The organism is Amycolatopsis sp. MJM2582, from assembly GCF_000754115.1.
GTDB classification, from domain to species: Bacteria; Actinomycetota; Actinomycetes; order Mycobacteriales; family Pseudonocardiaceae; genus Amycolatopsis; species Amycolatopsis japonica.
In genome coordinates, this window is record NZ_JPLW01000004.1 from 303,666 (window position 1) to 318,177 (window position 14,512).

Annotated in this window: 12 protein-coding genes; 5 read left to right on the plus strand and 7 right to left on the minus strand. The window is 69.9% G+C overall.

The window, feature by feature from the left end; genetic code table 11:
- The first annotated feature begins 24 nt into the window (after positions 1-24).
- From dapA to ED92_RS26730, 3 genes are all read left to right on the plus strand, one after another.
- Positions 25-1,038 carry a 4-hydroxy-tetrahydrodipicolinate synthase gene (gene dapA, locus ED92_RS26720; RefSeq protein WP_037343102.1) on the plus strand — a complete coding sequence of 338 codons (1,014 nt, stop codon included), beginning with the start codon at positions 25-27 and terminating at the stop codon, positions 1,036-1,038.
- Complete coding sequence (locus ED92_RS26725; protein ID WP_037343103.1) at positions 1,035-2,732, plus strand: ribonuclease J; 1,698 nt, start codon at positions 1,035-1,037, stop codon at positions 2,730-2,732. The genes dapA and ED92_RS26725 overlap by 4 nt, the downstream gene beginning before the upstream one ends.
- A 391-nt stretch (positions 2,733-3,123) precedes the next feature.
- Positions 3,124-4,683, plus strand: a complete 1,560-nt coding sequence (locus tag ED92_RS26730; RefSeq protein ID WP_037343105.1) for a VWA domain-containing protein — start codon at positions 3,124-3,126, stop codon at positions 4,681-4,683.
- Here the strand turns inward: ED92_RS26730 and ED92_RS26735 are convergent.
- On the minus strand, positions 4,613-6,022 hold the full coding sequence (locus ED92_RS26735) for an amino acid permease (protein ID WP_037343106.1): 1,410 nt from the start codon (positions 6,020-6,022) through the stop codon (positions 4,613-4,615). The two genes, ED92_RS26730 and ED92_RS26735, sit on opposite strands and share 71 nt — an antisense overlap.
- Positions 6,023-6,175: 153 nt before the next feature.
- Here ED92_RS26735 and ED92_RS26740 point away from each other — a divergent pair, with 153 nt between their 5' ends.
- A complete protein-coding gene (locus tag ED92_RS26740) occupies positions 6,176-6,766 on the plus strand; it encodes a DUF305 domain-containing protein (protein WP_037343108.1) in 591 nt (196 codons plus the stop codon).
- Here ED92_RS26740 and ED92_RS26745 read toward each other — a convergent pair.
- The 6 genes from ED92_RS26745 to ED92_RS26770 form a co-directional block, all read right to left on the minus strand.
- Positions 6,743-7,714 (minus strand): DMT family transporter, encoded by a 972-nt coding sequence (locus ED92_RS26745; protein WP_037343473.1) that lies wholly within the window; start codon positions 7,712-7,714, stop codon positions 6,743-6,745. The genes ED92_RS26740 and ED92_RS26745 overlap by 24 nt on opposite strands.
- Before the next feature lie 161 nt (positions 7,715-7,875).
- Complete coding sequence (locus ED92_RS26750) at positions 7,876-8,430, minus strand: hypothetical protein (protein ID WP_037343110.1); 555 nt, start codon at positions 8,428-8,430, stop codon at positions 7,876-7,878.
- Between the two features lie 71 nt (positions 8,431-8,501).
- The gene (locus tag ED92_RS26755; protein ID WP_037343113.1) at positions 8,502-10,037 is read right to left on the minus strand and encodes an alpha/beta hydrolase; all 1,536 of its coding nucleotides are present in this window, start codon (positions 10,035-10,037) and stop codon (positions 8,502-8,504) included.
- Positions 10,037-10,327: a hypothetical protein gene (locus tag ED92_RS26760; RefSeq protein WP_037343115.1), complete on the minus strand. Its 291-nt coding sequence runs from the start codon at positions 10,325-10,327 to the stop codon at positions 10,037-10,039. The genes ED92_RS26755 and ED92_RS26760 overlap by 1 nt, the downstream gene beginning before the upstream one ends.
- Positions 10,328-10,397: 70 nt before the next feature.
- Complete coding sequence (gene wrbA, locus ED92_RS26765) at positions 10,398-11,012, minus strand: NAD(P)H:quinone oxidoreductase (protein ID WP_037343124.1); 615 nt, start codon at positions 11,010-11,012, stop codon at positions 10,398-10,400.
- Positions 11,013-11,060: 48 nt separating this feature from the next.
- Positions 11,061-11,870, minus strand: a complete 810-nt coding sequence (locus ED92_RS26770; protein ID WP_037343127.1) for a 1-acyl-sn-glycerol-3-phosphate acyltransferase — start codon at positions 11,868-11,870, stop codon at positions 11,061-11,063.
- Positions 11,871-12,167: 297 nt separating this feature from the next.
- Here ED92_RS26770 and ED92_RS26775 point away from each other — a divergent pair, with 297 nt between their 5' ends.
- Positions 12,168-14,495, plus strand: coding sequence for a DNA translocase FtsK (locus ED92_RS26775; RefSeq protein WP_037343129.1), 2,328 nt, complete (start codon positions 12,168-12,170; stop codon positions 14,493-14,495).
- The last annotated feature ends 17 nt before the right edge of the window (positions 14,496-14,512 follow it).

A 14,512-nucleotide genomic window follows, 5' to 3' on the forward strand; every position in this document is an offset into this window, starting at 1 on the left:
GCTCGCAGGAGGTACCTTCACAGCATGTCCACTCCACCCACCGCAGCGCCGGGAAGACCGTTCGGGCGCGTGCTCACCGCGATGGCCACCCCCTTCGACGCCGACGGGGCGCTGGACCTGAAGCGGGCGCAGGAGCTGGCCGAACACCTCGTGGAACTGGGCAACGACGGTCTCGTCGTGAACGGCACGACGGGGGAGAGCCCCACCACCACCGACGCCGAGAAGGCCGAGCTGGTCCGCGCCGTCGTCGAAGCCGTCGGCGACCGCGCGACGATCGTCGCCGGGGCGGGCACGAACAACACCGCGCACAGCATCGAGCAGGCGAAGCAGGCCGAAGCGGCGGGCGCCCACGGCATCCTCGTCGTCACGCCGTACTACTCGCGGCCCAGCCAGGCCGGGCTCTACGCGCACTTCACCACGGTCGCCGACGCCTCCGGCCTGCCGGTGATGCTCTACGACATCCCGCCGCGCTCGATCGTGCCCATCGAGGTCGACACGCTGCTGCGGCTCGCCGAGCATCCGCGCATCCTCGCGGTCAAGGACGCCAAGGGCGACCTGATCGCCGGCTCCGAGGTCATCGCGAACTCGCAGCTCGCCTACTACTCCGGTGACGACGGCCTCAACCTGCCGTGGGTCTCGGTCGGCGGCGCGGGCGTGGTCAGCGTGATCGGGCACGTCGTGGCGGGCCGCATCCGCGGCATGATGGACGCCTACGAGTCCGGCGACACCTCCACCGCGCGCACCAACCACCGTGGCATGCTGCCGGTCCTGCGGGCGATGTCCCGCGTCGGCGGGGTCGCGTTCTCGAAGGCGGCCCTGAAGCTGCGCGGATTCGACATCGGCGACCCGCGGCTGCCCATCGTGGCCGCGAGCGACGAGCAGCTCCAGGCGATTTCCGCGGATCTCGCCCAGGGGGGCGTGCCGCTCGGGGAAAGCGCCGCCAGTGACTGGCATGGTGCACGAGTGGCACAAGCAGATTCAGCGGCGGCCTACACGGCGCCGACCTCACATACCAGCGTAGGGACCATGCCTCGGTGAGTTCATTGCCAACCGGACCCGGACCGACCACCCCACCGCCCGCGCTGCCCGAAGGCGCCTTGCGCGTGGTCGCGCTCGGCGGGATCGGCGAAGTCGGCCGCAACATGACCGTCTTCGAATTCGACGGCCGTCTGCTGATCGTCGACTGCGGGGTCCTGTTCCCCGAAGACGACCAGCCCGGCGTCGACCTGATCCTGCCCGACTTCCGCGCGATCGAAGACCGCCTCGAGGACATCGACGGTCTCGTCCTCACCCACGGGCACGAGGACCACATCGGCGCCGTCCCGTTCCTGCTGCGGCTCGTGCCGGACCTGAAGATCTACGGTTCCCGGTTCACGAACGCGCTGCTCGCGGCCAAGGCCAAGGAACACCGCCAGCGGCCGAACCTGATCGAGGTCCGCGAGGGCGAGCGACGCAAGGTCGGCCGGTTCGACCTCGAGTTCTTCGCGGTCAACCACTCGATCCCGGACGCGCTCGCGGTGGCCATCCGCACACCCGCGGGGGTCGTGCTGCACACCGGCGACATCAAGCTCGACCAGCTCCCGCTCGACGGCAGGCTGACCGACCTCGCCGGGTTCTCCCGGCTCGGCGACGAGGGCGTGGACCTGTTCTGCGTCGACTCGACCAACGCCGAGGTGCCCGGTTTCGTCATGCCGGAACGCGACATCGGCCCGGTGCTCGACGACGTCGTCCGCAAGGTCGGCCAGCGCGTCATCGTGGCCTGTTTCGCGAGCCACGTGCACCGGGTCCAGCAGGTGCTCGACGCGGCCGTGCGGCACGGGCGCCGGGTCGCGTTCGTCGGCCGGTCGATGGTCCGGAACATGGGTATCGCGGCCGATCTCGGCCTGCTGAACGTGCCCGACGGTCTGCTGGTCAACCTCGACCAGGCCAGTGACCTGCCCGAGGGCAAGGTGCTGTTCGTGTCGACCGGTTCGCAGGGCGAGCCGCTGTCGGCGCTGTCGCGGATGGCGCGCGGCGAACACCGGCAGATCTCGATCCGCGCCGGCGACACCGTCGTCCTGGCCAGCTCGATGATCCCGGGCAACGAGACCGCGGTCTTCGGGGTCGTCAACGGCCTCACCCGGCTCGGCGCGAACGTCGTGCACCAGGGCAACGCCAAGGTGCACGTGTCCGGGCACGCGTCGGCGGGCGAGCTGCTGTACCTGTACAACGCGGTGCGCCCCAGCAACGTCATGCCGGTGCACGGCGAGTGGAAACACCTGCGCGCCAACGGGGAACTGGCCGTGCGCACCGGTGTCGCGCCGGAGAACGTGGTGATCGCCGAGGACGGTGTCGTGGTCGACCTCGTCGACGGCAAGGCCACCCGGACCGGCCGGGTCGAGGTCGGGCACGTGTACGTCGACGGCCTCTCGGTCGGCGACGTCGGCGAGTCGACCCTGTCCGACCGGCTCGTGCTCGGCGAGGGCGGGTTCATCGCCATCACCGTCGCCGTGGACACCAGCACCGGCCGCGCGGTGACGCGGCCGACGGTGTCCGGACGCGGGTTCTCCGACGACCCGAAGGCGCTCGACGCCGTGGTCCCGATGGTGGAGATGGAACTCGCCAGGACCGAGGCCGAGGGCATCACCGACACGCACCGCATCGCGCAGGCCGTGCGCCGCGTCGTCGGCCGCTGGGTCGCCGACACCTACCGGCGCCGCCCCATGATCGTGCCGACGGTCATCCCCGTCTAGCCCCGAACGCGCGTGAAGGCCCCCTTCCTCCATCCATGCCCCCGCCGCCGCCCTCAACGGACGCGCTGGCGCGCGCATGCCTGAATTCCATCAGCCGAGGGAAGGGGGCCTTCACGCGCGAGTGGCGGCCGCGAGCAGCAGTGCGAAGGCGACCGTGATCGCCTGGCCGAAGAGGGCGTTGCGCGCTTTGCGCTGTTCCGCACGGGTGGGCCGGTTCATCACGAATTCCCCCGGTTTCGAGTGTTTTCCTTACCGGGCAAGTGTTTCGCGAGCCACGCGGGGGCACCTCCCGCCTCGGTGGGGTTTCTCTACGCCGAAAGTCGTAGCCTTCCCCTAAGGGTGCTCTCGGCGTACCCTCGGACGCTCCTCGAGCCCCATGCCGGGAGAGCCGATGGGACGCCACGCCACCAGCCGGACCCGAAGACGGATACTGCTCCCGCTGCTGGCGCTCGCGCTGGCGGCCGTGCTCGGCGCGGCCACCTGGGTCGCCGTGGCCATGGCGCGGTCCGAACCCGACTGCGAGACCACGCGGGTGGTCGTCGCCGCGTCGCCCGACATCGCCCCCGCCGTCGCGGAGGCGGCGGGCGCCCTCGCTCTCGCGTGTGTCGCGTTCGACGTCCAGCCCCGGGAATCCCTCCAGCTGGCGCAGGAACTCTCCGGCACCGCGCCCAAGCCCCAGGCCTGGATCCCGTCGTCGACGCTGTTCCTGAGGCAGGCCACCGGTGTTCCGCCGTCGGGGCCGTCGATCGCCAGTTCCCCGGTGGTGCTCGCGGTCGCGGAACCGGTCGCGCGGGCGCTCGGCTGGCCCCGCGAGCCGCTGACGTGGCCGGAAGTGCTGGGCCACGCCGGGATCGTCGCCGGAATGCCGGATCCGGCACGCGATCCCGTCGGAGTCTCGGCGCTGCTGGCGCTCCGCGAAGTCACGAAGGACGCCCCGGATCCGGCCGCCGCGTACGTCGCGTCGCTCCGGAAGTTCGCCGCCACCACTTCGGGTGCGACGGTGTTCCCCGCTCCGGAGAACGCGGTGCTACGGCACAATTCCGTACTTTCCGAAGGCGAGACCGCGCTGGTGGCCGCGTACTCGCCCGCGGCCATGGCGCTCGACTATCCGTTCGTCGAGATCGCGGGGGCGACCCGGCGGCAGGCCGAGGCCGTCGCGGAGCTCAAACGTGCCCTGCTCTACGGCGCCGCGACCGGCACGCGGTCCGAACTGCGTGCTCCGGGCGGGCAAGCGTTGCGGCTGACCGAAACCGATCGACGCGTCGAGGCACATGGGCAGCGCAGTGCCGAGATCCCGGCGGCCGCCGAAGTCGGCAAGGCGCTCAGCCAGTGGGCCGGTGTGAACGCGAGCGCCCGGGTCCAGGTGCTGATCGACGTGTCCGGTTCGATGAGCGCGCCGGTACCGGGAACGGGGAAATCCCGCCTGGCGATCACGCTGGAGGCGGCGGAGAACGCCCTGCACTTGTTCAAATCCACGTCACAGGTCCGTTTTCTGGCCTTCGCGACCAAAGTGGACGGTGAGCGGGACTACCGGGAGATCCTGCCGATGGCCCCGGTCGGGCAGCAGCTGGCGGCGGTCGATCGGCTGCGTGCCGTCCGGGCCGTACCGGACGGGCAGACCGGGCTCTACGACAGCGTCCTCGACGTCTACCGGCTGGCGCACAAGGAATTCGAGCGGGGGAAGCTGAACCTCGTCATCGTGATGACCGACGGCCGTGACACCGATCCCGGCGGCATCAGCCGCGAGAACCTGGTGGCGGAGCTGGGAAAGCTGCGCGACCGGGAGCGTCCGGTGCCGGTGATCGCCATCGGGATCGGCCCGGACGCCGACGAGACCGAACTCGGGCAGCTCGTCGCGCCCGCCGGCGGACAGGCCTTCCTCAGCCGTGATCCCGCGAAGATCGAAGAGGTGTTCTACGGGGCTCTCGGCCGGATCGCCGGCGCTGGATGAAGTAGACGCCGAGGATCACCGCCAGGCTGATCAGGCTCAGGTAGAGCTGGGCCCGCGTGTCGTCGTCCACGAACAACATCGACGCGACCACGGCCAGCGTTCCGGCGAGGGTGAGCCAGCTCAGCCACGGGTAACCCCACATGCGCAGTTTCAGCCGTTCCGGCGCCTCGGCCTCCAGACGGCGCCGCATCCGCAGCTGCGAGCCCGCGATGATCGCGTAGACGAACAACGCGACCGCGCCGGCGGAATTGATGATGAAGTAGAAGATCTTGTCCGGGGACACGAAATTCATCACCACGGCCACGTAACCGACCGAAGTGGACACCAGGATCGCCTTCCACGGGACGCCGCGCCGGTTCGTGTCCGCGATCCATTTCGGCGCCCAGCCGTTGCCGCGCAACGCGAACAACATGCGGGAAGCGGTGTACAGCCCCGAATTCAGCACCGACAGCACGGCCGTCAGCACCACCGCGCTGACCACGGTCTCGGCGGCGGGGATGCCGAACCGGCCGAACGCGGCGGCGAACGGGCTGGTCGTGGTCGGGATGTCACGCCAGCCGGTGATCATCACCAGCAGGGTCACGGAGCCGACGTAGAACACGATGACCCGCCACACGATCGACGACGTCGCCTTGCGCACGGCGGCCTCGGGTTCCCGCGATTCGGCGGCGGCGATGGTGACGATCTCCGCGCCGAAGTAGGAGAAGATCACGATCACCACCCCGTGCACCACCGAGAACGGGCCGTTGGCGAGGAAACCGTCCTGCGCGATGTTGCCGACCGAGAACGAACCGCCGGGCCAGGCGCCGAGCACGAACAGGATGCCCACCACGAGGAACACCACGATCGTGGCGATCTTGACCGACGCGAGCCAGAACTCCGTCTCCCCGAACGAACGGGCGGAGGCGAGGTTCGTCGCGGTCAGCAGCAGCATCAGCACCAGCGAGAAGATCCATTGCGGCACAACGGGAATCCAGGTCTGGAGGATTTTCGCCCCGGCGACGGCCTCGAACGCGACCACGCCGACCCAGAAGTACCAGTACAGCCAGCCGACGGTGAAGCCCGCCCAGCCGCCGAGCGACGTCCGCGCGTACTCCATGAAGGACCCTTGCGACGGCGAGGCGGTCGCCATCTCGCCGAGCATCCGCATCACCAGCACGACGATCAGGCCGCCGATGGCGTAGGAGAGGACGGCCGCCGGGCCGACGGTGTGGATGACCGCGCCGCTGCCGATGAACAGGCTGGCGCCGATGATGCCGCCGAGGGCGATCATCCGTACGTGGCGTTGCCGCAGGTCCGGGCGCAGTCCCGGCCGTTCGCGCGTGGTTTCGGGGTCCATGTCGCGGTTACCTCCTGTCGGAGCGGCGGCGGATCGCGGGATTGTCGCACCGTGGGCCGGGGAGGAAAAGTGTTTGCGCAACCCCAGGTGAACAGGCCGATGTGGACTCTGCCAACCTAGGCACCTCCACCGCGCGTTCCGAGGAGCTCTTCGATGCCGCACGCCGTCCTCCGGTTCCTGCCCGCCGTCGCCCTGGCCGCCGTCGCGCTCGCGGGCTGCTCGGACGAGGCGCCCCAGTCGCAGACGGCGCCGTCCGGGTCGTCGCCGGTGGCGCAGCAGGCCGCCGTCCCGTTCAACGACGCCGACGTCGCCTTCGCGCGGCAGGCCCTCGCGCACCATCAGCAGGGCATGGATCTGGCTTCCCTGGCGGAAACCCGCGCGGCGAACGATCAGCTGAAGGTGCTCGCGAAGCGGATCATCGACACGCACGAACCGGAGATCGCGCGGCTCTCCGGGCTCATCGAGGCGTGGGGTCAGCCCGCGCCCGACGACCCGAACCTCGAACACGTCCAGCGCGACGGGTACGTCAGTCCCGGCGACATGGCGGAACTGGCCGCACTGTCCGGAAAGGACTTCGACCGCCAGTTCGTCACGCGGTTGCTGCGCCAGCGCGAAGCAGGCGTCCGCATCGCCGACGCCGAGACCCAGCACGGCCGCAACCCCGACGCCCGCGACCTCGCCGCGACGACTTCGCGTTCGCAGCAGCAGGAGATCGGCGACCTACGGGGCTTCCAGCAGGGTTGAGTCCGTCTGGACCACGTTGGAATTCAGCTGGACGATGTACGCGCCGGTCAGCAGCACCACCGCGCCGGCGGCCTGGATCCAGCTGAGCGCCTCGCCCAGCAGCAGCCAGGCCGCGGCGGCGGCGATCAGCGGCTCGACCAGCCCGACGACGCTCGCCACCGAAGCCGGGAGATGACGGAGCGCCGCCATCCCCGTCGCGTAGGCGAGGACGGTCGCGATCAGCACCAGCGCGATCAGCAACGACCACACCGGCGGCTCCCACGGGCCGAACGTCGTCGGCGTGTCGAGGACACCCCACGGGATCGTCCACGGCGGGGCGACCGCGCACACCAGTACCGCGCCGATCGTCATCCCCCAGGTGACCATGCCGAGCGGATCGCGGTCCGCGACGCCCCGCTCGCCGAGGAGGAAGTAGCCCGCCGAACAGACGGCGGCGCCGAGCCCGGCGAGCAACCCGAGGACGTCCAGGCTGAGCCCCTCCCAGACCTGCGCGACCAGCACGAGCCCCGTCATCGCCAGCGCTATCCCCGCCCACATCGCCTTCGGCAGCCGCACGCGGCGCACGAACCGCACCCATAGCGCGATCAGCACCGGTGAGGTGAACTCGAGCAGGATCGCGATCCCGACCGGGATCCGGCCCGCCGAGAGGAAGTACATGAGCTGGACGCCCGCGACGCCGAGCGAGCCGTACGCGAGCAGCAGCGGCCACTCGTTCTTCGTGACTTTGAGGAGCTTCGGCCGGAAAACGGCGACCAGCGCGAGCAACACGATCGCCGACAGCCCGATGCGGATCGCCGCGACCTGCTCCGGCGACAACCCGGCCTGCATCGCCGGTTTGCCCAGCACACCCGAGGTACCGAAGAAGAGCGCGGCGAGCAGGATCAGCGTGATGCCCCGGCCGCGATGCGCGACGTGCTGGCTGGGGGCGGCGGCGAGTTCGGCGGTCACGGCCGGAGGGTAGAGGCCGGGTGACTGTGGGGCGACCCGTTTTCCCACCGGTTGGTCTTCGAGGCCCTGGCCGCGGATGGTCACCGGGCCGGTCCGTGAAGGCCGCCTTGAGGGACTCTAGGTCCCTCAAGGAGGCCTTCACGTACTTGGCGGGCGAGCAGTCAGAACGAGGTGCCGCCGTCGGTCCAGTTCGTCTGGGCGAAGTCCTCGTCGTCGACGGGGGCGCGACGCGGTTTGCGCGCGGGCTCCGGCTCCGGCTCCGGGGGAGCGGCGACCGGTTGCTCGGGCTCGGTGGCTTCGAGAGCCTGGGGTTCGGGCGTGCCGTTCGGCCAGACACAGGGGGAGGTGGCACCGACGTAGAACTTGCCGAGGTCGTTCGCCTTGATCGACATGTCGAAGGCATCGCCGGTGTTGCGGGCGAAGACGTACTGATCCGTCGGCCGGGAGTCGGTCAGGATCTTGAACGCGTGCGACTCCCACCACTGGGTGATCGCCGTGAAATGCTCGGCGAACCGTGCGGAGTCCAGGCCGATGACCTCGTAGGTCGCGGAGATCTCGAAGCGGCCCAGTGGGCCTTTGTCGGTCGGGTCCGTGCATTCGGAGCGGTTCCGCGTGAACGGCTTCAACTCGGCACCGGCGGGCAACGCCGACAGCGCGCCTTGGATGTACTGCTCGACCTTGTCGCGAGCCTGCTGTTCGGTGATCGTCGATTCCATGTCGTCCCCACCTCCAGGGGAACAGGCCGCCGAGAGCATCAGCGAGGCGAGGATGAATGTGAGGGCCCGGTTCACGTCGTCGGTTTCCCGGCGATGATCTGGCCGAGATTGTTCAGCGACGGGTTGTTGTCTTCCCAGTATTCGCTGTGCGCTTCCTTGCTGTACCCGCCCCACCCGTCCGTACCCGGCGCCGACGTGAACACCTGCCCGCCGAAGTCCGCGTCGGCCGGGTCCTGGCCGAGGATCGGGTCGTACCCGGCGATCTCGAGGTTCGCCAGGTTGATCATGTCGTGCTCGGCCACGGTCGCGTGCACGTGCTTGCCGATCTCGTCCTGATCCACCCCGTCGAGATGCAGTTCGCTCACGTCGTGCGCGCCGACGCCGGGGCTCGCCACGAAGACGAGTTCATCCGCGGCGAGGCCGCCGTCGACGGCCGCGTGCCCGACGACGGTGGTGCCGTAGCTGTGCCCCATCACCGTGTTGTGCGAGGGCGCGCCTTGATGCGTTTCCCGTAGCCCGTCTTGGAATTGCGCGAGCGCCGCCTTACCGCCGTCGGCGTACTTGGGGCTCGCGGCGTCGGTGATCTCGTTCGGTGCGTCGTAGCCGAGCCAGGTGATCACGGCGGTCGACGGGGAGCCAGACGTGGTCGCCGCGGCCCACATCTTGTCGGACCGGTTGAGGTCGCCGCCGATCTTCGACAACTCGGAGCCGGTCCCCGGCACGTACGTCGCCACGTTCACCGCCGTGTCGGGATTCCCCGCCGAAACGATCGCCTTCCCGTCGCCGCCGGTGTCCAACCCCAGCAGGAACGCCTGCGGGTCCGACCGGTCCAGCCGCTGTTGGATGGCTTCGAGGCCTCTGAGTTTGGGATCGCCTTGGAGTCGCGCGATCTCGCGGGCGAGGACGGCGCGGTTGGCGGCGTCGCGGTCGGTCGCCGGGATACCGTCGAGATTCCCGACGAGTCCCGGATTTCCTTGCAGCAGGGCGACTTTCGCCGTGTCCGACAGGCTCGCCCACCACGCCTTGTTGTCACCGGGGGTGCCGTTCTCCGGCGGGCCGATGATCGACAGGCCGCTTTGCGCGGCTCCGGCGTCGGCCGCTTGGGCGAGCGTGCCGCCACCCTGTTCGGTGATCTCGCCCCGCAGCGCGCGACGCAGGATCTCGGCGAAATCGGCGTCGACGTCGGCCGCGCGGCGCAGGCCTTGTTCGACCCTGTCCGCCAGTTCCGCCATTACGCGCGGTTGGTCGGGCGATGGAACACCCGCGGGCGTGATCTCGCCGCCGGGACCGATGGCCAGCCCGTTCCGTCGCGCCAGTTCGTCGGTCTCCCGCACGAACGCGACGATCCGGTCCAGCGCGATCTGCACCTCGTGCGCGCCCCGCCGGACCGCGGACGCCTGGGCGACGAGCCGCTCCAGGGTGGAGGTCAGCGATTCGCCCCGCGTCTTCGCGGCGGTGGCCGCGTCGCCGGTCCAGTTCGTGAAGCGTGCCATGGCTTCGACGTCGTCGTCGGCAGCGATGATCCGGGTGCAACCGTCGTTGAGCGCGTCGGCGACCTGGCCGATCGCGGCCGGATCCCACCGGCGCACGTCTCCCCAGGTGAGCATTAGACGGGGAGTTCCCGTGACGCCGCCAGCTCGTTGGCGCGGTAGCGGACGGCCGCCTCGTCGAGCCGTTCGGCGTAGTCGGCGGTGTTCCGCGCCCAGCCGGGCACCGCCCGGCTCCAGGCGTCCGCGAGCAGCCGGGCCGCTTCACCGGAAACGCCACCCGGCAAGCCGGTCGCGACGCCGGCGAGAGTGGCCGAGAGGTCCACCTTCCCGACGTCGGCCGAAGCCCGTTTCGCCGCGTCTGATGCCGCGCCGATCGCCGCCAAGGCCACCTCGTACCCGCCGGTCATCCCGCTTCCTCCCCGTAGCGTGACGCTGTGTGACCACCCTACGACGCAGGAGACGGACTTGCGGTTCCCTTCACCCGTCCTTGAAAAGCCCGTCAGCGATGTAGCGCGAGACGGTGGCGAGCCGCCGCCCCTGCAGACGAAGGGCGTCGAGGGCGAGGTCGTCGGGTTCGGCGGACTTGCGCGAGACGAACGAGCCGCCGTACGGATTGCCCGATTCGAGCAGGTGGGGGTCGGTGTAGCCGAGCGGCAGGACGATGGCGCCCCAGTGGTAGAAGATGTTGTTCGTCGCCAGCACGGTCGATTCGAGCCCGCCGTGCGCGGTGGACGCGGTGGTGAACGAGGTCGCGACCTTGTTCACGAGCTTCCCCTTGGCCCACAGGCCGCCGGTACTGTCCAAAAAGGACTTCAGTTGCGCGGCCGGGCCGCCGAACCGGGTCGGGCTGCCCGCCGCGAAACCGTCGGCCCACTCCAGGTCTTCCAGTGTCGCCGTCTCGTGGTGCGGTCCCGCGTCCACCCACGCCTGCCAGCGCGGATTGCTCGCCACCGCGCCGGGCGGGGCGGTCTCGGGAACCGTGCGGACGCGGACGTCGGCTTCGGCCTCGCGGGCGCCGTCGGCCAGCGCCGACGCCAGTTTCGCGGTGTTGCCGGTCGCGCTGTAGTAGACGACGAGGATGCGGGTGCTCACGTCCGCCGACCTTAGGCGAGCGTGAGCCCCCGTCTCAGGATCCGGAACTCAGCGCTTCTTCCAGGGGCTGACGGTGTCCGTCGGCCGCGTCGGGTCGTGGAACCGGGGCTTGTCCAGTTCGTCGCGGCGCAGCGGGACCAGGCCGTCGGTGATGGCCTGCATGATCTTGGCGTGCGCGCGGACCCCGGCGCCCGGCCGCTCGGGCTCGACCTCCGACAGGTCCACCGGCTCGCCGAAGTGCACCTTGAACCGCGGCCGCCGCATGGGCGCGCTCAACCCGGACTTGGCGAGCGGCACCAGATCGGCGGGACCGTTGACGGTCTCCGTCCCCCAGTAGACGGCTTCGTGCGCGCCCCACTGGCTGATCGGGATCACCGGCACCCCGGCGGCCAGCGCGAGCCGCGCCGCGCCGGTCTTGCCGCGCTCCGGCCACAGGCCCGGATCGTGGCTGATCCGGCCCTCCGGATAGACGATCAGCGGGTCGCGAGTGGTCCGCAGCGCCTCGGCGGCCTCGGCGAACTGGCCGATGGCCGTCGACGCCTGTTTGCGGTCGACCCGCAGGTGGCCGCTGACCCGCAGCGCCGGGCCGATGACGGGCGCGTCGAGGATGCCGCCCGCCAGCATGAACCGCGGGTTGATCCCGATCCGTTTGCAGGCAGCCATCAGCACGAACGCGTCGAACACGCCGATGTGGTTGGCCGTCATGAGCAGGGGCCGCCGACGCAGTTCCGCCGAAACACCGCCGGTCACGGTGAGTTTGCCGACGAAGTTGACCAGCCCCCGGTCGATGTTCAGCATCGTGCGCCAAATGGCCGGGGCGCGGCGAGCCGAATTCTCATCCTGATGCAGCGCGAACATGCGCAGAGCATTTCATGAACGGCTTTTCACCCGGATGGCCGCTCAAGCTGTGACCTGAGACGAATGTTCCGGATGTGCTCCGAGTGGCGGCCGGGGCTGGAGGGTCGAGGCGGTTACCGTGGAGACATGGCTAGCGGGTCGACGACCAGGAAGCGGAGTACGGCGCGAAGCGGCGGCAGCAAGGGGCCGGCGCGCAAGCCGCGTACCCCGGCGAAGCCCAGGTCAACGGCTGCGAGGAAGCCCGCTCCACGGCGTCCGGCGCCGCGGAAACGCTCGTCCGGCACGTTCGCCAAGGGCGTGCGCGGCACCTGGAATCTGCTCGCGAAGGGCCTCGGCACCCTCGCGCGGACGGTCGGCCGCGGCCGCGAACTGGAACCCGAGCACCGTCGCGACGGTCTCGCCCTCGGTCTCATCGCACTGGCGCTGGTGATCGCGTTCGGCGTCTGGTGGCGGGCCGCCGGTCCGATCGGCGGCTGGGTGGAACTCGGTACCCGGTCGCTGCTGGGTGCCGGAGCGGTGACGCTCCCGCTGGTGCTCACCGTGGTGGCCGTCGCGCTGATGCGGTCGGAACCGGTGCCCGAAGCCCGGCCGCGGATGGTCATCGGCACCCTGCTGGTGGTCCTGGCGGTGCTCGGCCTGCTGCACATCTTCACCGCGCTGCCCGAGACCAACGACGGCCGGATGTACGCCGGTGGCGTGATCGGCGCGTTCTCCGGCGGCCTGCTGACCATGGGGGTCACCACCTGGGTCGCCGTGCCGCTGCTGGTGCTGGCACTGCTGTTCGGCACGCTCGTGTTCACCGGGACCCCGGTCCGGGAGATCCCGCACCGCCTGCGCAACTGGGGCCTCGACCCTGAGGAGATCGAGGAGGCCGAGGCCGAGCGCAAGGCCATCCACGAGGAACGCGACGCCGTCACCGAAGCCGACCCGAAATCGGTCCGCCTGCGGAAGCCGTCGCGCCGCCGCCAGGCCACGGGTGACCAGGAGGGCGAGCAACTCGACATCGAAGCCGCGCTGGCCGAGGCGCCGACGCCGCTGCGCGCGCCGAAGCCCGCACCCAAGCCTGTCGAGGAGAAGAAGCCGAAGAAGGCCGAGGCTCCGCTGTCGGTCACCAGGACCGTCGAGGGCGACTACAAACTCCCGCCGCCGGACCTGCTGAAGCTCGGCGACGCGCCGAAGTCCCGCAGCAAGGCCAACGACGCCATGATCGAGGCGATCACCGGCGTGCTGGAGCAGTTCAACGTCGACGCGCAGGTCACCGGCTTCACGCGGGGACCGACGGTCACCCGGTACGAGGTCGAACTCGGCCCCGGCGTGAAGGTCGAGAAGATCACCGCGCTGACCAAGAACATCGCCTACGCGGTGGCGACCGACAACGTCCGGCTGCTGGCGCCGATCCCCGGCAAATCCGCGGTCGGCATCGAGGTGCCGAACTCCGACCGCGAGATGGTGCGCCTCGGCGACGTGCTGCGCGCGCCGTCGACGGTCAAGGACAACCACCCGATGGTCATCGGGCTCGGCAAGGACATCGAAGGCCACTTCGTCACCGCGAACCTGACGAAGATGCCGCATCTGCTGGTGGCGGGGTCCACCGGTTCCGGTAAGTCGAGCTTCGTCAACTCGATGCTGGTGTCGCTGCTCGCGCGGTCGACGCCGGACGAGTGCCGGATGATCCTGATCGACCCGAAGATGGTCGAGCTGACCCCGTACGAGGGCATCCCGCATCTGATCACGCCCATCATCACCCAGCCGAAGAAGGCCGCCGCCGCGCTGGCCTGGCTGGTGGAGGAGATGGAGCAGCGGTATCAGGACATGCAGGTCAACAAGGTCCGGCACATCGACGACTACAACAAGAAGGTGCGCTCGGGCGAGATCACCGCGCCGCCGGGCAGCGAGCGCGTGTACGCGCCGTACCCGTACATCATGGCGATCGTCGACGAGCTCGCCGACCTGATGATGACCGCCCCGCGCGACGTCGAGGACGCGATCGTCCGGATCACCCAGAAGGCGCGTGCCGCCGGTATCCACCTGGTCCTGGCGACGCAGCGCCCGTCGGTCGACGTCGTGACCGGCCTGATCAAGACCAACGTGCCGTCGCGGCTGGCGTTCGCGACGTCGTCGCTCACCGACTCGCGGGTCATCCTCGACCAGCCGGGCGCGGAGAAGCTCATCGGTATGGGTGATGCGCTGTACCTGCCGATGGGCGCCGGGAAACCGGTCCGCATCCAGGGCGCCTTCGTCGGCGACGAAGAGATCGCCGCGGTGGTGAACTTCGCCAAGGAGCAGGCGCAGCCGGACTACACCGACGGCGTCACCGCGGCGAAGGCGGGCGAGAAGAAGGAGATCGACTCCGACATCGGCGACGACCTCGACGTGCTGCTGCAGGCCGCCGAGCTGATCGTCACCTCGCAGTTCGGTTCGACGTCGATGCTGCAGCGGAAGCTGCGGGTCGGCTTCGCCAAGGCCGGGCGCCTGATGGACCTGCTGGAAAGCCGGGGGGTCGTCGGTCCTTCGGAGGGCTCGAAGGCGCGAGACGTGCTGATCAAGCCGGAGGAGCTGGAGTCGGTGCTGTTCATGATCCGCGGCGGCGGGGACGCGAACGGCGGCGACGTCTCCGACGACTGAACCGGTCCCTGGATGAT

Coding starts and splice junctions, on each gene's coding strand:
- dapA (WP_037343102.1), top strand. CDS start 25: ATGTCCACTCCACCCACCGCAGCGCCGGGAAGACCGTTCGGGCGCGTG.
- ED92_RS26730 (WP_037343105.1), top strand. CDS start 3,124: ATGGGACGCCACGCCACCAGCCGGACCCGAAGACGGATACTGCTCCCG.
- ED92_RS26735 (WP_037343106.1), bottom strand. CDS start 6,022: ATGGACCCCGAAACCACGCGCGAACGGCCGGGACTGCGCCCGGACCTG.
- ED92_RS26740 (WP_037343108.1), top strand. CDS start 6,176: ATGCCGCACGCCGTCCTCCGGTTCCTGCCCGCCGTCGCCCTGGCCGCC.
- ED92_RS26750 (WP_037343110.1), bottom strand. CDS start 8,430: ATGGAATCGACGATCACCGAACAGCAGGCTCGCGACAAGGTCGAGCAG.
- ED92_RS26755 (WP_037343113.1), bottom strand. CDS start 10,037: ATGCTCACCTGGGGAGACGTGCGCCGGTGGGATCCGGCCGCGATCGGC.
- ED92_RS26760 (WP_037343115.1), bottom strand. CDS start 10,327: ATGACCGGCGGGTACGAGGTGGCCTTGGCGGCGATCGGCGCGGCATCA.
- ED92_RS26770 (WP_037343127.1), bottom strand. CDS start 11,870: ATGTTCGCGCTGCATCAGGATGAGAATTCGGCTCGCCGCGCCCCGGCC.